The 18,813-nt window shown below is 39.8% G+C and carries 16 protein-coding genes; 5 read left to right on the top strand and 11 right to left on the bottom strand.

Annotated features, from left to right (window positions below):
* Complete coding sequence (locus X781_RS03695) at positions 1–1,062, bottom strand: HlyD family secretion protein (protein WP_025235625.1); 1,062 nt, start codon at positions 1,060–1,062, stop codon at positions 1–3.
* A gap of 142 nt (positions 1,063–1,204) precedes the next feature.
* Here X781_RS03695 and X781_RS03690 point away from each other — a divergent pair, with 142 nt between their 5' ends.
* The 3 genes from X781_RS03690 (at position 1,205) to X781_RS03680 (ending at position 4,194) form a co-directional block, all read left to right on the top strand.
* Entirely contained in the window at positions 1,205–1,759 is a 555-nt protein-coding gene (locus tag X781_RS03690; protein WP_025235624.1) for a TetR/AcrR family transcriptional regulator, read from the top strand.
* 116 nt (positions 1,760–1,875) lie between these two features.
* Positions 1,876–2,772: a homocysteine S-methyltransferase family protein gene (locus X781_RS03685; RefSeq protein ID WP_025235623.1), complete on the top strand. Its 897-nt coding sequence runs from the start codon at positions 1,876–1,878 to the stop codon at positions 2,770–2,772.
* A 9-nt stretch (positions 2,773–2,781) separates the two neighbouring features.
* Entirely contained in the window at positions 2,782–4,194 is a 1,413-nt protein-coding gene (locus X781_RS03680; protein ID WP_025235622.1) for a basic amino acid/polyamine antiporter, read from the top strand.
* 59 nt (positions 4,195–4,253) lie between these two features.
* Here the strand turns inward: X781_RS03680 and X781_RS03675 are convergent, their stop codons facing one another.
* The 6 genes from X781_RS03675 to trhP form a co-directional block, all read right to left on the bottom strand.
* The gene (locus tag X781_RS03675; protein WP_025235621.1) at positions 4,254–5,408 is read right to left on the bottom strand and encodes an N-acetylmuramoyl-L-alanine amidase; all 1,155 of its coding nucleotides are present in this window, start codon (positions 5,406–5,408) and stop codon (positions 4,254–4,256) included.
* A gap of 19 nt (positions 5,409–5,427) precedes the next feature.
* The gene (gene tsaE, locus X781_RS03670; RefSeq protein ID WP_025235620.1) at positions 5,428–5,919 is read right to left on the bottom strand and encodes a tRNA (adenosine(37)-N6)-threonylcarbamoyltransferase complex ATPase subunit type 1 TsaE; all 492 of its coding nucleotides are present in this window, start codon (positions 5,917–5,919) and stop codon (positions 5,428–5,430) included.
* Entirely contained in the window at positions 5,919–6,473 is a 555-nt protein-coding gene (orn, locus tag X781_RS03665; protein ID WP_025235619.1) for an oligoribonuclease, read from the bottom strand. Before orn ends, tsaE begins: the two co-directional genes overlap by 1 nt.
* A gap of 23 nt (positions 6,474–6,496) precedes the next feature.
* Positions 6,497–6,973 (bottom strand): pantetheine-phosphate adenylyltransferase, encoded by a 477-nt coding sequence (gene coaD / locus X781_RS03660; RefSeq protein WP_025235618.1) that lies wholly within the window; start codon positions 6,971–6,973, stop codon positions 6,497–6,499.
* 9 nt (positions 6,974–6,982) lie between these two features.
* Positions 6,983–8,263 carry a lipid IV(A) 3-deoxy-D-manno-octulosonic acid transferase gene (gene waaA, locus X781_RS03655; protein ID WP_025235617.1) on the bottom strand — a complete coding sequence of 427 codons (1,281 nt, stop codon included), beginning with the start codon at positions 8,261–8,263 and terminating at the stop codon, positions 6,983–6,985.
* 115 nt (positions 8,264–8,378) lie between these two features.
* Complete coding sequence (trhP, locus tag X781_RS03650) at positions 8,379–9,758, bottom strand: prephenate-dependent tRNA uridine(34) hydroxylase TrhP (RefSeq protein ID WP_025235616.1); 1,380 nt, start codon at positions 9,756–9,758, stop codon at positions 8,379–8,381.
* Positions 9,759–9,887: 129 nt separating this feature from the next.
* On the opposite strand from trhP, the gene X781_RS03645 reads away from it, so the two are divergent.
* Positions 9,888–10,259 (top strand): cytochrome b562, encoded by a 372-nt coding sequence (locus tag X781_RS03645; RefSeq protein ID WP_025235615.1) that lies wholly within the window; start codon positions 9,888–9,890, stop codon positions 10,257–10,259.
* Positions 10,260–10,299: 40 nt separating this feature from the next.
* On the opposite strand, the gene dnaE is transcribed toward X781_RS03645, so the two are convergent.
* The 4 genes from dnaE to X781_RS03625 all read right to left on the bottom strand — a co-directional run bounded on the left by dnaE (position 10,300) and on the right by X781_RS03625 (position 17,058).
* Positions 10,300–13,776 (bottom strand): DNA polymerase III subunit alpha, encoded by a 3,477-nt coding sequence (gene dnaE / locus X781_RS03640; protein ID WP_025235614.1) that lies wholly within the window; start codon positions 13,774–13,776, stop codon positions 10,300–10,302.
* Between the two features lie 84 nt (positions 13,777–13,860).
* The gene (lptG, locus tag X781_RS03635; protein ID WP_025235613.1) at positions 13,861–14,958 is read right to left on the bottom strand and encodes an LPS export ABC transporter permease LptG; all 1,098 of its coding nucleotides are present in this window, start codon (positions 14,956–14,958) and stop codon (positions 13,861–13,863) included.
* A complete protein-coding gene (lptF, locus tag X781_RS03630) occupies positions 14,958–16,067 on the bottom strand; it encodes an LPS export ABC transporter permease LptF (RefSeq protein WP_025235612.1) in 1,110 nt (369 codons plus the stop codon). The genes lptG and lptF overlap by 1 nt, the downstream gene beginning before the upstream one ends.
* 175 nt (positions 16,068–16,242) lie before the next feature.
* Complete coding sequence (locus X781_RS03625; protein WP_025235611.1) at positions 16,243–17,058, bottom strand: hypothetical protein; 816 nt, start codon at positions 17,056–17,058, stop codon at positions 16,243–16,245.
* A 210-nt stretch (positions 17,059–17,268) separates the two neighbouring features.
* Here X781_RS03625 and pepA point away from each other — a divergent pair, with 210 nt between their 5' ends.
* Positions 17,269–18,765 (top strand): leucyl aminopeptidase, encoded by a 1,497-nt coding sequence (pepA, locus tag X781_RS03620; protein ID WP_025235610.1) that lies wholly within the window; start codon positions 17,269–17,271, stop codon positions 18,763–18,765.
* Positions 18,766–18,813: the final 48 nt, after the last annotated feature.

The following is an 18,813-nucleotide window of genomic DNA, read 5'->3' as shown; positions in this document are numbered from 1 at the left end:
TTATCGGCTCTCTGGCAGTTTTACAGATAATGTTTCAGACCAATCCAAACTGCTATCATATTTCACATAACCCATTGCTGTCATACCACCCTTGAAAAATCCAACATATTGTTGGGCAATTTCCTCTGGAATTTGTAGCTTCACTTTAAACATTAATTTTGTGCGTTCCTCCAATGTCTCCACCGATTTTGGCGTAAATTGAGCTTCACTCGCTACATAGCCAATGTATGCAGGGAAAACATAGTCTGTGCCATCAATTTTAATGCGGGCTTCTTCACCTATTTTGATATTATTCGACTGATACGCAGGTAAAAATACATTTAAGTAAACATCTTTAGTATCAAGCAAACTAATCACTTTTGCTCCCATACCAACCACATTGCCCACATCAACAATGCGATACTCTACTCTACCTGCAATGGGTGCTTTAATTAACATATCATCATTTTGTGAAGTCGCTTGGTTGGCTGCTGCTTCAGCTTGATTAACAGTTGCTTCTGCTTGAGAAATCACTGCCTTTGCTTGATTAACTGCTGCCTGAGCTTCTGCTCTTGCTGCTTTTGCGGTTTCAACTGCCGCTAAAGCCGCTTTATGAGCCGCTTGTCGACGTTCTAGTTCACTGGCAGAAACTAAATTTTCACGGCGTAATTTTCTTGCATTATCTAATTCTAATTTAGCAACAGAGACTTGCTGTTGCTGAGCACTCATTTCCGCAGAAGCTCGAGCTACTGCTTCTTCTGCACGTAATTTTTGTGCTTTAGCACTTTCTACTTGAGCTTTCGCAGCGGAAATTTGAGCCTCTGCGGAAGTTACTTGGCTTTGTGATTGCGTAGAAGAAAAGCGTACAAGCGGTTGATTTTTCTCAACGTTTTGCCCCTCTTTAACTAAAATTTCTTCTACTTTTCCTGCATAAAGGGTTGCAACATCTAAACGTTCTAACTCCAAGCGTCCATTTACTGCAACAATCCCTGACAATTCCGTACGCTCACCCTGTATTTGCTGCCACAAATAAGCCCCACCTGCAGCAAAAACAACCAAAGTTGTAATTAATAATTTCTTCATCTTTTACCCTTATAGTCTATCTAACTGGTCTGAAGTGTAAAAAAATCGTATTCTATTAGCAACCATCAAAAAACGATAAAATGTTGTCTAATAATACAAAAAACCATAAAATGTTGATTATTTACAATGGTTAGTGGGAAATATGAAAAAAGAAGATCCTAGAATTACCCGCACAAAAGAGATTATCCACCAAGCTTTCATTACAACGCTTGAAAAGCAAGATTATGATGACATTACGGTGCAAGATATCTTAGATAATGCCAAAATTAACCGATCCACCTTTTATAAGCACTATTTAAATAAAGACCATCTGGCAACCGATATTATCGAAAAACTCAAAAACCAATCTCTTATTCCTCTTCTTGAAGAGCGTTTTAGTACCCCTACTCTGGAATTTGCAACCAAAGCAGCCCCTATTATTAATACACTTCGCCACACATTACAGACCTTATGGAAAATTGATACCCACCGTATTAGCTTAAAAAGGCAAATTCAAGAAGAAGTAAAAAAGAAATACATTGACGTTATTTCAACACGAAAAAGTCTTAATGATATTGATGCTGAGTTTCAAGGTAAACTCTTTGCAACGCTTTCTATTGCAATGATGGAACACGTTGTGATGTCAGATAATCCGGTCGATCCGATGGTAATACAAACTAATCTACAAGAAGTGCTTTCTTATTTTAGCTTGGAATAACCATCTGTTTTACAAAAAAATCTAATTTATACTATTTAGTTATAAGCACTTATTCAAAAAGCCAGTAAACTACTCCAATTTATTCTATTGTTCTTACCTTTTAATTAGGAAATTGTATGTCAATCACAATATTAGACGGCGGAATGAGCCGTGAATTAATGCGTCGTAAAGCTCCTTTCCATCAGCCCGAATGGTCTGCTGCCGCTTTGTATGAAGGTCCACACTTTGTGCAAGCTGTTCACGAAGATTTTATCGCTCACGGAGCAGAAGTTATTACTACCGATAGCTATGCTGTTGTACCTTTTCATATCGGCGAAAAACGTTTTTCCGCTGATGGCAAAAGTTTGGCTGATTTGGCTGGTCGTCTTGCTAAACAAGCGGTCAAAAATTCCGGAAATTTTGCAACTCAAATTGCAGGCTCGCTCCCACCGATGTTTGGTTCTTACCGAGCGGATCTGATAAAAATGGAACGTTTTGCAGAAATTGCTCAACCCTTAATTGATGGGCTTTCGCCTTATGTAGATATTTGGTTATGCGAAACTCAAAGTGCCATTATTGAACCCATTTCAATCAAAGCACTATTACCAAAAGATAACCGCCCATTATGGGTTTCTTTCACACTCATTGATGATGAACCAACTACAGAGCCTAAATTACGCTCAGGTGAAACGGTAAAACAAGCCGTTGAAGAAATGGTAGCATTAGGCGTTCAGGCAATTTTATTTAACTGTTGCCAACCCGAAGTGATTGGTGAAGCCTTAGCGGTTACACAAAAAATTTTAGCTGAACTCAATGCAACTCATATCCGCATAGGAGCTTATGCTAATGCGTTCGCACCTCAGCCTAAAGATGCAACCGCTAATGACGGCTTAGACGAAGTTCGTAAAGATTTAGATCCGAATGCTTATTTAGCGTGGGCAAAAAAATGGACGGAACAAGGAGCAACCATTATCGGTGGCTGTTGTGGTATCGGTGTGGAATATATTGAAACACTCGCAAAAAATTTAAAGTAAGGAATAGCAATGTCAAATAAAAAAATCGGATTAATTTCCCTTACTGCACTTGTATTAAGCTCAATGATTGGCTCAGGCATTTTCAGCTTGCCGCAAAATATGGCGGAAGTTGCAGGTGCGGAAGCTATTACCATTGGTTGGCTGATTACCGGTGTTGGTATCATCTTTTTGGGTTTATCATTTTTCTTTATTTCCCGCCTTCGCCCTGATTTAGATGGTGGTATTTACACCTATGCACGAGAAGGCTTCGGCGAGTTGATGGGTTTTATGTCCGCTTGGGGTTACTGGTTATGTGCCACTATCGGTATTGTGGGCTATCTTACCGTTGCTTTTGAAGGTTTAGGCGTATTTACCGATAGTGAAAATACGGTGATTTTCGGGCAAGGCAACACCCTTGCTGCATTCATCGGCTCATCAATTATTGTGTGGCTGGTTCACGCTTTAATTGCAGGAGGGATTAAAGAAGCCGCTTTCGTAAACCTCATCGCAACCTTTGTGAAAGTTGCTCCACTTATTCTATTTATCGGGCTAGGCGTTTGGTATTTTGATGTCGATTTATTTAATTCAGATGTGAAAGCAACCGCATTGAATAATAGCGTAAGCGATCAAGTAAAAAGTACGATGCTGATTACCTTATGGGTATTTACCGGGGTGGAAGGGGCTTCTGTACTTTCTGCTCACGCTAAAAAACGTTCTGACGTAGGCTTGGCAACGGTATTAGGAATTTTAATTGCGTTGGCACTTTATGTTGCAATTACCATTCTCTCACTCGGTATTCTGCCTCGTGAAACCATTGCCAATATGGCAAATCCATCAATGGGTCCACTACTTGATGCAATGATGGGACCAACAGGCAAAGTAATCATCACCGCCTGTTTGATTGTTTCTGTGCTTGCTTCTTACATTAGCTGGACAATGTACTCTGCTGAAGTGCCTTATCGTGGTTCTAAAAATGGGGCTTTTCCTAAAATTTTAGATAAATTGAATGAAAACGGCACGCCGATTAACTCTCTTTGGTTCACGGGTGTTGTAGTGCAATTCTGCCTTGTGTTGGTTTTTGTATTTGAGCAAAGCTATAACACGCTATTATTGATTTCTACTTCAATGATTTTAATTCCGTATTTCTTAATCGGGGCGTATTTATTCAAATTAGCTATTCAAACCAATGCCGCTTGGTACATTAAACTCACAGGCTTTATGGCATCAATTTATGGCTTATGGATTGTATATGCCGCTGGTTTAGAATATTTACTGCTCTCGGTTGTGCTTTATGTGCCGGGTATTTTGTTGTATCTCTATTCTAACTATAAATTCAACGGTAGATTAACGCTTTCAAACGCAGAAAAGATGATTTTAATTATCTTGCTTGTGATTTTTGGCTACGCAGTGATTGAATTACCAACGCTATTAGCAGAAAGCTAAACGTGAAAAGACCGCTTTTACAAGCGGTCATTTTTTTAGGATTTTTTGCAAAAGTTAATTTACTTCACTTTTAACTTTTTTCCCACTGTAATCTGATAATTTTTCAAATTATTCAGCTCACTAATTTTTTGTGGCGTTGTGCCGTATGCTCTGGCAATGGAGTAAACCGTTTCATCTTGTTGAACAATATGATAGCCATTATTCGAGGTCTTAATCTCTTTTTGGGAAGAGGATTTTTCTTCCTTATTTTTTGACTCTTTGGCTTTTTCTTGTTCTTGGTTTTTAGATGATTTTTCTTTTACGCTTTCTTTCTTTTTATCCGATTTAGCCTTTTGCTCTTTCTTCGTCTCTTTTTGAGCTTCTTCCTTTACTTTCTTGGTATCCGTTTTATCTGCTTTTTCTTCTTTTTTATCGTTCTTATCTGCTTTTTTACTGACGCTTGCTGAACTTATTCCATCATTTTTATAACGATAAGCCACTAAACCTTGATAAATCGCTTTTGCTAATTGGCGGCGATAGTTTGCACTAGCAAGCTTTGCTTCCTCTGTTGAGTTAGATAAAAAACCGGTTTCAACCAATACAGAAGGAATATCAGGCGAACGCAACACACTTAAACTCGCGTGTTGTGGACTGGATTTAGCCAATGAGGTCATTCCAGCCATTTTGCTTAGAATACTTTTCCCTAACTCATAGCCTGTACGCTGAGAATGTGAAAATTGCAAATCTAATACCGTTTGGTTTAAGTAACGCTCTTTATTGCTGGCAAGTACTGCCCCCGCACCACCAAGCAATTCCGATTGTTTTTCGTGATCTTCTAGCCATTTCCCCATTTCATCACTGGCACGACTGTTTGACAGTACCCAAACAGACGCCCCTTTTAAGGAATCCCCTCTTGGAGAAGAATCTGCGTGAATAGAAACTAATAGATCGGCACGATGTTTACGAGCAATTTCCGTCCGTTCCGGAAGTTGGATAAAATAATCACCATTACGTGTCATCACCGCTTTAAAGTTTGGGTCAGCATCTAATAAAGCTTTTAGCTCTTTGGAAATAGCAAGCGTAACATTTTTTTCTAAAATGCCTAAGTTTTTGCCGATAGCTCCTGGGTCTTTTCCGCCGTGTCCGGCATCAATAGCCACAATGGTTTTAGCAAAACTCGAAAAACTTAACAAACTCAATGCACTAAAAACAATATATTGGATAACCTTCTTCATCACCTTCCCTACAAGCGGTCTATTTTTGATTAAAATTTACTAAAATATCTGTTGCCGGTTGATTTTGCGGAACAACCGTAATTTGTCGTCCTTCATTCATATAATCAATTTGAATGACAAAATCAGCTTCCGGAATCATTCCCTTGCCTTTGCTTGCCCATTCCAACAAACACAATGTTTGTGATTTGAAATAATCACGAATACCCATAAATTCTAGTTCTTCAGGGTCAGCTAAGCGATATAAGTCAAAATGGTAAATATTCAAAGGGTCGAGATGATACTCTTCAACTAATGTATAAGTGGGGCTTTTCACATTACCTTGATGCCCAAATGCTCTTACAATACTACGAGTTAGGGTCGTTTTGCCTGCCCCTAACTCGCCGTTTAGGTAAATAACCAGAGAGCGGTTGCTGTCTTGCAACAAATAGTTTTTTAGCCCCAATGCGAATGATTGACCAAATTCAAGTAATTTAGTTTCATCTTCGCAGTAAAAAGAGAGTAAATCAGCCATTATTTTTCGTCTAAATTAATAAAATGTTCCCGATAAAATTTCAACTCATTGATAGATTCACGAATATCGTCCAATGCCAAATGAGTATTCCCTTTACTGAATTTATCCAATATTTCCGGTTTCCAGCGTCTTGCTAATTCTTTTAAGGTACTCACATCTAAATGACGATAGTGGAAATAATCCGCTAAATCAGGCATATATTTATAAAGGAAACGTTTATCCTGTGCAATACTGTTGCCACAAATTGGCGAACTTCCTTTTGGCACCCAACGCTTTAAGAAATCAATAGTTTGTAATTCTGCCGCACGCTCAGTGAGTTTACTCGCTTTCACTCGCTCAATTAAGCCGTTTGCCGTATGGGTTTTCACACACCAATCACTCATTTTTCCTAATAATTCATCAGATTGATGAACCGCCAAAACCGGACCTTCCGCTAAAATATTCAGATCTTTATCGGTTACGATAGTTGCAATTTCGATAATGCGTTCTTTTTCCGGATCTAAACCTGTCATTTCAAGATCGATCCAAATCAGATTTTGTGCATCTTGGCTCATTGTATTTCCTTTTTATTACTCAATTATTTTGCAAATTTTAGGGCATTTTTGACCGCTTGTGGTACAAATTGGCTCACATCACCATTGTGGCGGTAAATCTCTCTCACCATTGTAGAAGAAAGATAACGCCACTCCACTGAAGGCGGAAAGAAGATCGTTTCTAAATCGCCCAATAACTTTTGATTTAGTTGAGCAAGTTGAATTTCATAGTCAATATCGTCTGCACCACGAATGCCACGAATAAGCACCTTCGCATTCTGCTCTTTAGCAAAATCCGCCAGTAAACCACTAAAACCAATCACTTCAATATTATCAAGCTCTGCACAACTTTTTTTCACTAATTCAACACGCTCTTCTAACTCGAAAAGCGGTTGCTTACTTGGATTTTTAGCCACCGCAACAATCACTTTTCCAAAGAGCATTGAAGCCTTACAAATAATATCTAAATGCCCGTTGGTAATAGGGTCAAAAGTCCCTGCATAAATTACGTTATAGCTCATTTTATTTCTCTATTCTATTATATAGGGAGCAAGCAAATCTAAATGGCGTTTTAATGCTCCTTGATTTTCTTGTAAGACACTAAAACCTGAAGCGGCTATATCTTGTCCTATTTGTGGTTGAGTTAATAATAATTCGATACTTTCAGCTAAGGCTTTAGCAGAACTTTCAACCTCAATCACACCTTTAACTTCTCTTAGTTTTTCAAATACTTCCGGAAAATTGTAGGTAAATAACCCTGAAATAACCGGTATGTTAAAAGCGATTGGCTCAAGAGGATTATGTCCGCCGTGTTTAACTAAACTACCACCCACAAAAGCAATATCAGAAAGCCCGTATAGTAACATCATTTCGCCCATTGTATCGCCTAGTAACACCTTCGTTTCTTGATTTAATGCCTTATGTTCTGAGCGTTTTATATAATCTAAGCCTGATTTTTTAACCAAAAGCTCGACTAACTTAAAACGCTCCGGATGTCTCGGCACTAAAATCAGCACTAAATCAGGATACTTATTCAATAAAATTTGATGGGCTTCTAAAATCAATTTTTCTTCACCTTCGTGCGTGCTGCCTGCAATCCAAATTGGTCTTGCCTGCAAATTCAGAGCTGACTTTGTTTCTAGCACGCTTTTGTGTAGCTCCGGCGTAATTTCCAAATCAAATTTAAGGTTGCCTGTATTTACCATTTTGGCAGGATTATAGCCTAGTGCCAAATAGCGATCTTTGCTCACTTCATCTTGTGCCAAAATGAGCGAAATTTGATTGAGCATATCCTTCATACTGCCTTTAATCCAACCATAACGTTTGGCTGAGCGAGGTGAAAGTCTGGCATTCGCAATGACAAATGGAATATTTCGCATCTCCACTTTACGGATTAAATTTGGCCAAATCTCCGTTTCGATCACAATAATTAATTTAGGATCAACAAAATTCAGAAAACGCTCTATAGCGTCAGGTAGATCATAAGGTAAATAAAAATGCGAGACAGAATTACCAAAAGCTGACATTACACGATCCGATCCTGTCGGTGTAACCGTTGTAACAATAAGCGGTAAATCAGGATACTGTTTTCCAATCGCTTTGATTAGCGGTGTTGCTGCAATCACTTCACCTACAGAGGCTGCGTGAATAACCACACCTTTAGCTTTTGGTTTTTCGGCTTCGTCATATACGCCATAACGTTCCCATAAACGTTTGCGGTAGGCAGGCTGCTTACGCCCTTTGTACCACATTAGAAAAAGTACAACGGGTTGTAATAAATAACTTAGACAAATATAGAGTAAACGGAGCATTTATTTTCCTTACAAGCGGTCTTTTTTTCTAATTTTTTACCAATCAGTCTTATTATACCTAAAAATAAACCACGAAATAGTTTGGATTTCGTGGTTTACATTATTTTAAACGAAATTAAGCTTGATGCGGATTGCGAGTATTTGCATTTACTAAGTTACGCATTAAAAGGGCAAAATCCAACTCAATGTCTTGTGGCACATCTAAAAAAACAAAGTGTCCGTCCCCTAAGGCGGCTTCTACGCTTTCGTTTTTGCGGTTTAGCATACGTTCAATTTTGAACACGATGTTGCCTTTTGGCGTCATCATTTCTACCGAATCACCGACTAAGAATTTATTTTTAACGGCAACTTCCGCCATTCCTTGCTCATTGCGTTTACCGGTAAATTCCCCCACAAACTGTTGGCGTTCGGAAATCGAATAGCCGTATTCATAATTTTGATATTCATCGTGCGTGTGGCGACGTAAAAAGCCTTCCGTATAACCACGGTGAGCCAAACTTTCTAAGGTATCTAATAAAGATTCATCAAACGGCTTACCGGCTGCGGCATCATCAATCGCTTTACGGTAAACTTGGGCGGTTCTCGCACAGTAGTAGAAGGATTTCGTTCTACCTTCAATTTTCAGAGAATGTACGCCCATTTGGGTTAAACGTTCCACGTGTTGCACCGCACGCAAATCTTTCGAGTTCATAAAATAAGTGCCGTGCTCATCTTCAAAGGCAGTCATTTGCTCGTCAGGACGTTGTGATTCGGTGTAAAGGAACACTTTATCGGTTGCCTCGCCGCTGCCTAAGGTTGGGGCAACATTCTTGATCTCAATTTCAGGCTCGTATTTCGGTACAATTTGTCCGACTTCATCGACTTTGCCCTCTTCCATTTTGTATTCCCAACGGCAAGCATTGGTGCAAGTGCCTTGGTTTGGATCTCGTTTATTGATGTAACCTGAAAGCAAGCAACGACCTGAATACGCCATACACAAAGCACCGTGAACGAAGATCTCAAGTTCCATTTCCGGCACTTGTTGGCGGATTTCTTCAATCTCTTCAAGCGATAATTCACGAGATAAGATCACGCGAGTTAAGCCCATTTGATGCCAAAACCTCACCGTTGCCCAGTTTACCGCATTCGCCTGAACGGAAAGGTGAATATCCATTTCAGGGAAATTCTCACGTACCAACATAATCAAACCCGGATCTGACATAATCAGTGCATCCGGTTTCATATCCACAACCACTTTTAAATCTTTAATGAAGGTTTTAAGTTTTGAGTTGTGCGGTGCGATATTCACCACCACATAGAATTTTTTGCCGAGAACGTGGGCTTCATCAATCGCAATTTTTAAATTTTCGTGGTTGAATTCATTGTTACGCACACGCAAGCTATAGCGTGGCTGTCCGGCGTAAATCGCATCTGCCCCGTAGGCAAAAGCATAACGCATATTTTTTAAAGAACCTGCAGGCGAAAGCAACTCAGGTTTGGCATATTTTAAAGTCATAAGTAATCTCTTTTCTGATAACAAGTCAGGGCTTTCCACCAAAGGAAAGCGTAAGCGGTCTATTTTCCAAGAAATCTTGCATATTGGCAAGTCAATCTATTACAATCTGCTTTTTTATGTGGGGAAACTATGAAACTTAAACTACTTTTAGCAACAACATTATTCGCCTTTTCAGCATTAAGTAATGCACAAAGCATCAAAATGGAAATGATGCAAATGAATATGAACGCCAATAAATTAGTTAGAGCTAATTCGGCAGAAGAATTTCAACAAGCTGCGAAAAATTTTGTTGAAATTACTGAGAAAACCAAAGCTATTTTTCCAAATAGTGTAGAGGGCGATAAAGCTGCTGAAGAAGATTACCAAGCGGGCATTCAGAAATTAATTGATGTCGTAAAAGAAGCGGATAAAAAAGCTCAAGCCGGCGATTTGCAAGAAGCAAAAATGATGATTTCAGAGCTTGAAATTCTTAAACGTGAATATCACAAAAAATATAAATAATCGCAAAATAAAGGGTAAGTTAAAACTTACCCTTTATTCTTTATTCAAATTCTAATTCAACTGAATTTTCCCCCAGTAACTCTTTTAGTTCCGAGAACATCTGCTCGTTCGGCGTTACTCGCCATTCCACGCCACCTTTTAGTAACACACGCCCTTCCGGACTTTGGTAATAGAAGTGTAGTGGCAATGTACCTTCCTTGTGAGGTGCAATAATAGCGGTCATTTTTTTGATAAAATTTGCAGAAAGCTGTTCTTTGTTGATTGCCAATGCCAAACTTTTAGCAAATCGACTACGTGCTTCATCAAGAGAAAATACCTCTCTTGCAGACATTTTTAATCCGCCACTGAAATCATCAAACTGCACCGAACCTGTTGCCACAATGATTTGATCTTGTTGCATTAAATGCCCAAAGTTTTCTAATGCTTCAGAGAAAAGTGTGATATCGAGTTTACCCGAACGGTCTTCAATAGTCGCAATGCCGATACGGCTTCCCCGTTTCGTTACAGCTACCCGTGATGCCATCACAATCCCCGAAACGGTTGTCATCTGCCCTCTGAAAGTCGGTTGTAGCTCATTAAGCCTATTTGGGGCATAGTGCGATAGCTCTTTTAAGAACCTGCCAATTGGATGCCCGCTTAAATAAAGCCCTAACGTCGCCCTCTCCCCGTCTAAAATCGTTTGTTCCGACCATTTCGGTGTGTTCGCATAAGCATTTTGCACCTCTTCAGGTGTTTCAGTCAGCACGCCGAACATATCACTCTGTCCAAGCTCTTCCATTTTGCTGTGCTGATCCGAGGCTTTTAATGCATCTTCTAAATTTTTCATTAAAGCTGCACGATGCGGACCTAATTTATCAAACGCTCCGGACATAATCAGACTTTCAAAGGTGCGACGGTTAATTTTTTTCAGATCGACACGGGCAGTTAAATCAAACAGATCGGTAAAACGCCCACCTTGATTGCGAGCCTCCAAAATCGCCTCAATCGGACCTTCACCCACTCCTTTAATTGCCCCTAAGCCGTAAACAATTTCGCCTTTTTCGTTTACGCTGAAACGGTGTTTTCCGCTATTCACATCAGGTGGTACAACCGTTAAGCCCATATTGATACATTCATCATAAAAGCCAACGATTTTATCGGTATTGTCCATCTCTGAAGTCATTACCGCCGCCATAAATTCTGCCGGATAATGGGCTTTGAGCCAAAGGGTTTGGTAAGACACCAACGCATAAGCTGCTGAGTGTGATTTGTTAAAACCATAGCCGGCGAATTTTTCCACTAAGTCAAAAATTGCCCCTGCGAGTTTACCGTCAATCCCTTTTGATTCCGCCCCTTTTTCAAAGACTTCACGTTGAGCAGCCATTTCTTCCGGCTTTTTCTTACCCATCGCACGGCGAAGCAAATCCGCCCCACCCAGCGTATAACCGGCAAGCTCTTGGGCAATCTGCATTACCTGCTCTTGGTAAACAATGACGCCATAGGTTGGCTCTAAAATAGGTTTTAAGCATTCGTGCTGATATTGTGGATCAGGGTAAGACACTTCTTCCTTGCCGTGTTTACGGTCGATAAAGTTCTGCACCATTCCCGACTCCAGCGGACCCGGGCGGAATAATGCCACCAAAGCGATAATATCTTCAAAACAGTCCGGTTTTAGACGAGAAATCAGATCTTTCATTCCACGGCTTTCAAGCTGGAACACCGCCGTGGTTTTTGCCGCTAATAGCAGATCAAAAGATTTTTTATCATCAAGCGGAATACTTTCTATGCGAACCGGTTCTTTCCCTTCTCGTTCAAGGCTAGCATTCACCATCTCTAATGCCCATTTGATGATGGTTAGAGTCCTTAAGCCTAAGAAGTCAAATTTTACTAAGCCGGCATATTCCACATCATTTTTATCAAAATGGGTAACAGGGTGTAAGCCTTCACTATCACAATAAAGTGGCGAAAAATCGGTGATCGCAGTAGGAGCAATTACCACGCCCCCTGCGTGCTTACCTGCATTTCGGGTTACGCCTTCGAGCTTGCGAGCCATATCGATCAGATCTTTCACTTCCTCATCGGCTTCATAGAGCTCAGGTAATTTTGGCTCGGCAGCGAAAGCTTTTTCCAACGTCATTCCCGGATCGGGCGGAATCAGCTTGGAAATTCTGTCCACAAAGCTATAAGGATGTCCAAGCACACGCCCCACATCACGAATTACCGCTTTTGCCGCCATCGTTCCGAAGGTAATAATTTGCGATACCGCTTGGCGACCGTAAGTTTCTGCCACGTGTTCAATTACCCGATCTCGCCCATCCATACAGAAATCGACATCAAAATCGGGCATTGAAACCCGCTCAGGGTTTAAAAAACGTTCAAAAAGTAAGTCAAATTCCAGCGGATCTAAATCGGTAATTTTAAGTGCATAAGCCACCAACGAACCCGCTCCCGAACCACGTCCCGGACCAACCGGAATATCGTTATCCTTCGACCATTGAATAAATTCCATCACGATCAGGAAATAGCCCGGAAAGCCCATTTGGTTAATTACATCTAATTCAACTTGCAATCTTTCGTCATAAACTGACCGCTTGTTAGCCCTGTCCTCAGGGTCAGGAAATAAAAACTCAAGGCGTTCTTCTAAACCTTCTCTTGATTTTTTCACTAAAAAATCTTTGGTTGAAAGATCGCCTGTCGGGAAATTTGGCAGGAAATATTCGCCTAAACGCACTGTAACCGAGCAGCGTTTTGCAATTTCTACCGTATTAGCTAAGGCACTCGGCAAGTCCGCAAATAGCTTGCACATTTCCTCTTCTGAGCGGAAATATTGCTTTGGAGAATATTTTTTCGGGCGTTTCGGATCATCTAAAGTATAGCTGTCGTGAATTGCCACGCGGATTTCGTGAGCATCAAAGTCATCTTCTTTTAAGAAAACAACATCATTCACCGCCACTAAAGGAATTGCATTTTTTTGGGAAAATTCGACCGCTTGTTTAATGTAGCGTTCTTCGTCTGCCCGCCCTGTGCGGCAAACCGACATATAAAAATGATTTGGGTAATATTGTTGATAAAAAGCGAGTTTCTCAGCAGCTTCCGATAGATTTTCTTTAAGTAAGGCTTTACCCACATCGCCCATTCGTCCGCCTGAAAGCACAATAATGCCTTCATTCAGCTCAGCCAGCCATTCTCTCTCTACCATTGGAAATTCAATGTAGCCTTGTTGATAGGCTTTGGAGAGAATTTGGGTAATATTGTGGTATCCTTTATTGTTTTTAGCTAATAGCGTTAGCTCAAAATAATCATCACTACCAGTATCCGATTTAACATATACATCAGCACCGATAATTGGCTTAATGCCCGCTCCTAATGCCTCGCCATAAAATTTCACCAAGCCGCAGAAGTTGGTGAAATCGGTTAGCCCCATCGCCACCATATTATTGGCAACTGCCGCTTTGACTAAAGGCTTCACTTTGGCTAAACCATTAATCATTGAGAAATCACTGTGAACTTTTAAATGGACGAAACGACAATCAGACATAATGCTAAGGTAGAATTAAGATTTAAAGGAATATTCAAGCGGTCATTTTTGCAAAAAATGTTGTAAAAATAACCGCTTGTAAAATTAATCACGTTTTTTGCTTAGTAACCACCAAACAATTACCAGGCAGAGCAAGCTTGGAATTAATGCCCCAACCGGTACAGGTAGCCAAGTGGCAATAAGACTTAAATTCCCAAATACAATGTTCGCCACGTAGAACATAAAGCCGGCAACAATCCCAATAACAATTTTCGCCCCCATCGTACTACTACGAAGTGGTCCGAAAATAAAGGAGATCGCAAGTAACATCATCACCGCCATTGAGATCGGCTGGAATACTTTACGCCAGAACGTAATTTCGAAGCGTTTCGGATCTTGCCCGGTGTCTTTTAAAAAGCCGACATAATCCGCCAAGCCCGAAATAGACAGCGATTCAGGCTTAAGTGAAACAATCCCTAATTTGCTTGGCGTTAAGCTGGTTTGCCAACTTTGATCGGGTTGCTTGCCTTGCTGGATCTGATTCTCACCAAGTTCTGATTTTTCAACGTTAGAGAGTATCCAGCCTTTTTCATCGCTATATTGAGCCTCACTTGCTCGTAATACCGATTGCAATTCACGTTTATTTTCGCCTTCGCCAAATTCGTAAATAAGTACGTTACTCAGGCTTTTTTCATTATTGATACGGTTGATATAGATAAATGAGTTTCCATCTTTCGCCCAAAAACCATCTTTGGTGGCAAGCATTGAGCCGCCACTTTGAGCAATAGAACGCATATTACGGGCAAATTGTTCGGTTTGCGGTACACCCCATTCGCCGATAATCATTGTAAAGATCACAAGTGGCAAAGCAGTTTTCATTACCGCTAAACCAATGCGAAAGCGAGAAAAACCGGAGGCTTGCATTACAACTAACTCACTACGGCTGGCAAGATTTCCCAAGCCTAAAAGAGAACCTAATAAAGCTGCAATCGGAAAAAAGGTTTCAATATCTCTTGGAATAGTTAAAAAGGTGTAATAAGCCGCTTTCAAACCATCGTAAGAGCCTCGTCCAACATCACGAAATTCCTCTACAAATTTAATGATTGCCCCAAGCCCTACCAATAAAAATAGAGTGAGGAAAATTGCCGATAAAATCGTTTTACCGATGTAGCGTTCTAAAATGTTCATTGAGAAAATTTTCATTATGCCACCGCCTTATTAGTGATTTTTTTAGCACTAAACTGATAGCGTAATTTAGACATAAATTTACCATTCCACATATTCAACACAATACCTAAAATTAAAAAGGCAACGGAGACTAACGGCATTAAAATTTCTGCATTTAGCTTGCCCGATCCACCCGATGATTTGAGTGAGCTTTGCAGTAGGAAATAGATTAAATAAAGCAATAGTGCAGGCAATAATTTAGCAAAACGTCCTTGTCGAGGGTTTACGCTACTCATCGGTACTGCCAATAACGCCATTAACGGCACGGCAAAAATTAACGCTAAACGCCAATGTAATTCAGCTTTTGCTTCCGGACTATCGGTTTCCATTAATGTTTTAAAATCGGCACGTTGCACTAATTTTTCGTCCGATTCCACATCTTGATAACCTAAATAAGCGGAATAATTTTCAAAGTGAGAAATACGGAAGTCGGCACTTTGTGGCGTCCCCTCAAAACGTTTGCTTTCTGCTAACGTTAAAACCTGATCACCATTTGGCAAACCTTGTAAAGTACCATTTTCAGCCACCACGACCGAAGGTTTGTTATTTTTTTGCTGTTCCGGTTGGAAAACGTAAATATCATTAAGGCTACTATTTTCAATTTTATCAATAAATAATACATAACCACCTGCCGACATAAACTGACCTGCCGAAAGGGCAGCAAAACGCGGATTAGCTTTTGCCTCTGCCAACATTTCACTTTGTTTGTTAATCGCCCAAGGAGTCAGCCAAAAGACGTTATATACCGCTAAAGCTGTCGTAAAAATGGAGAGAAACATCGCCACTTTTACCAATAAACCTTGCCCAATCCCACACGCACGCATCACTGTAATTTCACTTTCCGCATAAAAACGCCCAAGTGTCAATAATAGTGCGATAAAAAGAGATAACGGCAACATTAATTGTGCCATTGTCGGCATTCCCAGCCCTAATAAGCTGACGACTAAATCTGCCGGTACTTTACCACTTACGGCAGAACTTAAAACTCGAACTAATTGCTGGCAGAAAAAAATCAGCAAGAGGATAAACAATATCGCTACTTGGCTTTTAAATATCTCTTTGGTTAAATATCGGCTTAAAATCACAGTTTTTCTCTATAATGTCTAAAATTAAGAAACACTAAGCTATAACAAGCGGTCTCTTTTTAACAATTTTTTGCAAAAGTGTCTTGCATACGAATATGCAATAATACCTTTTTTAGCTAGAAAAATCATCTATAGAAAAATTACGCACGGTTTAACCGTGCGTAAAATTCATTATTTATTTTTTAGATTTCTTAGATGATGCTACTTTATGAACCTCAAGAATTAATTTTTTACCTTGCTCATTTGCGATTTCAATCTTAGCCGGTGCATCTGATTTTTGGTGAAGAATTGCGACAATATTTTCTCCTTGTGCCAACTCTTCAAAATTCCCTTTTACGGTTAATTTTTCTGCATCGACTTGGCTATCAAAAATCAAGAAAGTTGCTAATGGTGTTACCCTAATATTTTTTAGTCCCAAATTGTCCTTAGTAACCGTTTTATATTGAGGTGCTTTTTTATTTTTTGCTGCTGCAATATTGTCTTTATCTGTTGCAATGCTAAAAATATGTTGAACTTTCGCCGCTGAGCTTGATTGAGATGTTGAGCTTTCTTCAGTTGGAGCTGATTGAGGGATTGTCTGCTCGCCATCGAAAATAATATCTCCTACAAATTGCTCTTTTTGAGGAAGAGCTTTTAATAATGGTTCGACACCTTTCGCAGAAATCACCATAAATAAACGCTCGCCTATTTTTTCAAAGCGAACATCAGTATCAGAGAGTTGCTTCCCAATTTGCTCATTTATACTTTTAATAGAGGTTTCAGCACTGTTTTGAATTGACACTTTACGAGTTGTATCAACATCATAAGCAATAAAACCTACTTTCAAACGTTGTGAAAGTTGTTGAAGCAAACTACCCACTTCGCCTTCATAAGAAAGGCGTAACTTTGCCTGCTCATAGCGACTAATTTGAGTATCATCGGTGGCTAACGCTGATGTTTGAATAAATAATCCAACCATACCTGCAATTAATGTTTTACCTAAAAACCGCATTTTTATCTCCCATAATCTTGAAACCTCAATATTTCTTCTAGTATAAAGTAAGCAAACTAAAAGAAAAACCAATAAAATCATCTATATGACCAAAAAATTAGCTGATATTTCAATATAAAGCGTAAATTTTTGAAAATTTTATTTATACTAAGCATTTATTTATTATTGAACACTCTACCTAAACTGAAACAATAAATAGGGGACAAAATAATGGAATTTAGTGTTAAAAACGGCAGTGTTGAAAAACAAAGAACCGCTTGTTTGGTCGTTGGGGTTTATGAACCTCGCAGACTTTGTACTGCTGCGGAACAATTAGATAAATTAAGTAATGGCTATATTAGCTCACTACTCAGACGTGGCGATTTAGAAGGCAAAGCAGGGCAAACATTATTATTACACAATGTGCCGAATGTGCCTGCTGATCGTGTATTACTGGTTGGTTGTGGCAAAGAGCGTGAATTAACCGAGCGTCAATATAAACAAATTATTCAAAAAACCGTGCAAACAATTAATGAAACTGGCTCAATGGAGATGGTCTGTTTTTTAACTGAGTTGCACGTTAAAGGCAGATCAGCCTATTGGAATGTACGATTTGCGGTTGAGGCAATGCAAGAAAATCAATATGCCTATAACGATTTCAAGAGCATTAAGCCGGAAGTTCGCCGTGAATTGCGTCGTGTAGTGTTCAATGTCGCAAATCGTAAAGATTTAGCAGAAGCCGAGCGTGCATTAGAACACGGCAAAGCGGTAGCATTGGGCGTAGAGAGTGCCAAAAATGTGGCAAATTGCCCGCCGAATGTGTGTAATCCAAAATATTTATCCCAGTTGGCTCAAGGTTTAGCCGCAGACTATGAGGCAGTATCGACCACAATTATTGATGAAAAACAGATGGCTGAATTAGGAATGAATGCTTATTTAGCGGTTTCTCGTGGTTCTGAAAACGAAGCGTTTTTATCGTTAATTGAATATAAGGGCAATCCAAATCCTGATGCTAAGCCAATCGTGTTAGTTGGCAAAGGTTTAACTTTCGATTCAGGCGGTTTATCGATTAAACCGGCAGAAGCAATGGATGAAATGAAATACGATATGTGCGGTGCGGCGAGTGTTTACGGTACAATGAAAGCCATTGCTGAAATGAAATTACCGCTTAATGTTATCGGTGTTTTAGCAGGCTGTGAAAACGCCGTTGATGGTAAATCTTACCGCCCGGGTGATATTCTTACAACAATGTCGGGCTTAACCGTTGAGGTGTTAAATACGGACGCCGAAGGACGTTTAGTTCTATGTGATACACTCACTTATGTTGAACGCTTTAATCCAGAGTTAGTGATTGATATTGCTACCCTCACTGGAGCTTGTATGATTGCGTTAGGTAATCACAACAGTGGCTTAATGTCGCCATCTAATAGTTTAGCCAACGAGCTATTAACGGCTGCCGAACAAGCAGATGATAAAGCGTGGCGTTTGCCGTTAGGGGAAGAATATCAAGAACAGCTTAAATCTAATTTTGCCGATCTTGCCAATATCGGCGGACGTTTAGGTGGGGCAATTACTGCAGGGCAGTTTTTATCAAACTTTACTAAAAAATACACTTGGGCACATTTAGATATTGCCGGTACTGCGTGGAAATCAGGTGCGGCAAAAGGGGCTACAGGTCGCCCTGTCAATCTTTTAACCCAATTCTTAATTAATAAAGCGGAAAGTTAATAACACAAGCGGTTAAATTTCAGGAAAGATTTGCAAAATTCCCCGAAA

Origin of the sequence: Mannheimia sp. USDA-ARS-USMARC-1261, assembly GCF_000521605.1 — a bacterium.
Taxonomy (GTDB): domain Bacteria; phylum Pseudomonadota; class Gammaproteobacteria; order Enterobacterales; family Pasteurellaceae; genus Mannheimia; species Mannheimia indoligenes.
The sequence above is the reverse complement of the archived record's forward strand: the minus strand, read 5'-3'. Positions and strand labels throughout refer to the sequence as shown.

Bases quoted from the DNA above. Each gene is read 5' to 3' on its own strand.
- X781_RS03695 (WP_025235625.1), bottom strand. From the start codon at position 1,062: ATGAAGAAATTATTAATTACAACTTTGGTTGTTTTTGCTGCAGGTGGG.
- X781_RS03690 (WP_025235624.1), top strand. From the start codon at position 1,205: ATGAAAAAAGAAGATCCTAGAATTACCCGCACAAAAGAGATTATCCAC.
- X781_RS03685 (WP_025235623.1), top strand. From the start codon at position 1,876: ATGTCAATCACAATATTAGACGGCGGAATGAGCCGTGAATTAATGCGT.
- X781_RS03680 (WP_025235622.1), top strand. From the start codon at position 2,782: ATGTCAAATAAAAAAATCGGATTAATTTCCCTTACTGCACTTGTATTA.
- X781_RS03675 (WP_025235621.1), bottom strand. From the start codon at position 5,408: ATGAAGAAGGTTATCCAATATATTGTTTTTAGTGCATTGAGTTTGTTA.
- tsaE (WP_025235620.1), bottom strand. From the start codon at position 5,919: ATGGCTGATTTACTCTCTTTTTACTGCGAAGATGAAACTAAATTACTT.
- orn (WP_025235619.1), bottom strand. From the start codon at position 6,473: ATGAGCCAAGATGCACAAAATCTGATTTGGATCGATCTTGAAATGACA.
- coaD (WP_025235618.1), bottom strand. From the start codon at position 6,973: ATGAGCTATAACGTAATTTATGCAGGGACTTTTGACCCTATTACCAAC.
- waaA (WP_025235617.1), bottom strand. From the start codon at position 8,263: ATGCTCCGTTTACTCTATATTTGTCTAAGTTATTTATTACAACCCGTT.
- trhP (WP_025235616.1), bottom strand. From the start codon at position 9,758: ATGACTTTAAAATATGCCAAACCTGAGTTGCTTTCGCCTGCAGGTTCT.
- X781_RS03645 (WP_025235615.1), top strand. From the start codon at position 9,888: ATGAAACTTAAACTACTTTTAGCAACAACATTATTCGCCTTTTCAGCA.
- dnaE (WP_025235614.1), bottom strand. From the start codon at position 13,776: ATGTCTGATTGTCGTTTCGTCCATTTAAAAGTTCACAGTGATTTCTCA.
- lptG (WP_025235613.1), bottom strand. From the start codon at position 14,958: ATGAAAATTTTCTCAATGAACATTTTAGAACGCTACATCGGTAAAACG.
- X781_RS03625 (WP_025235611.1), bottom strand. From the start codon at position 17,058: ATGCGGTTTTTAGGTAAAACATTAATTGCAGGTATGGTTGGATTATTT.
- pepA (WP_025235610.1), top strand. From the start codon at position 17,269: ATGGAATTTAGTGTTAAAAACGGCAGTGTTGAAAAACAAAGAACCGCT.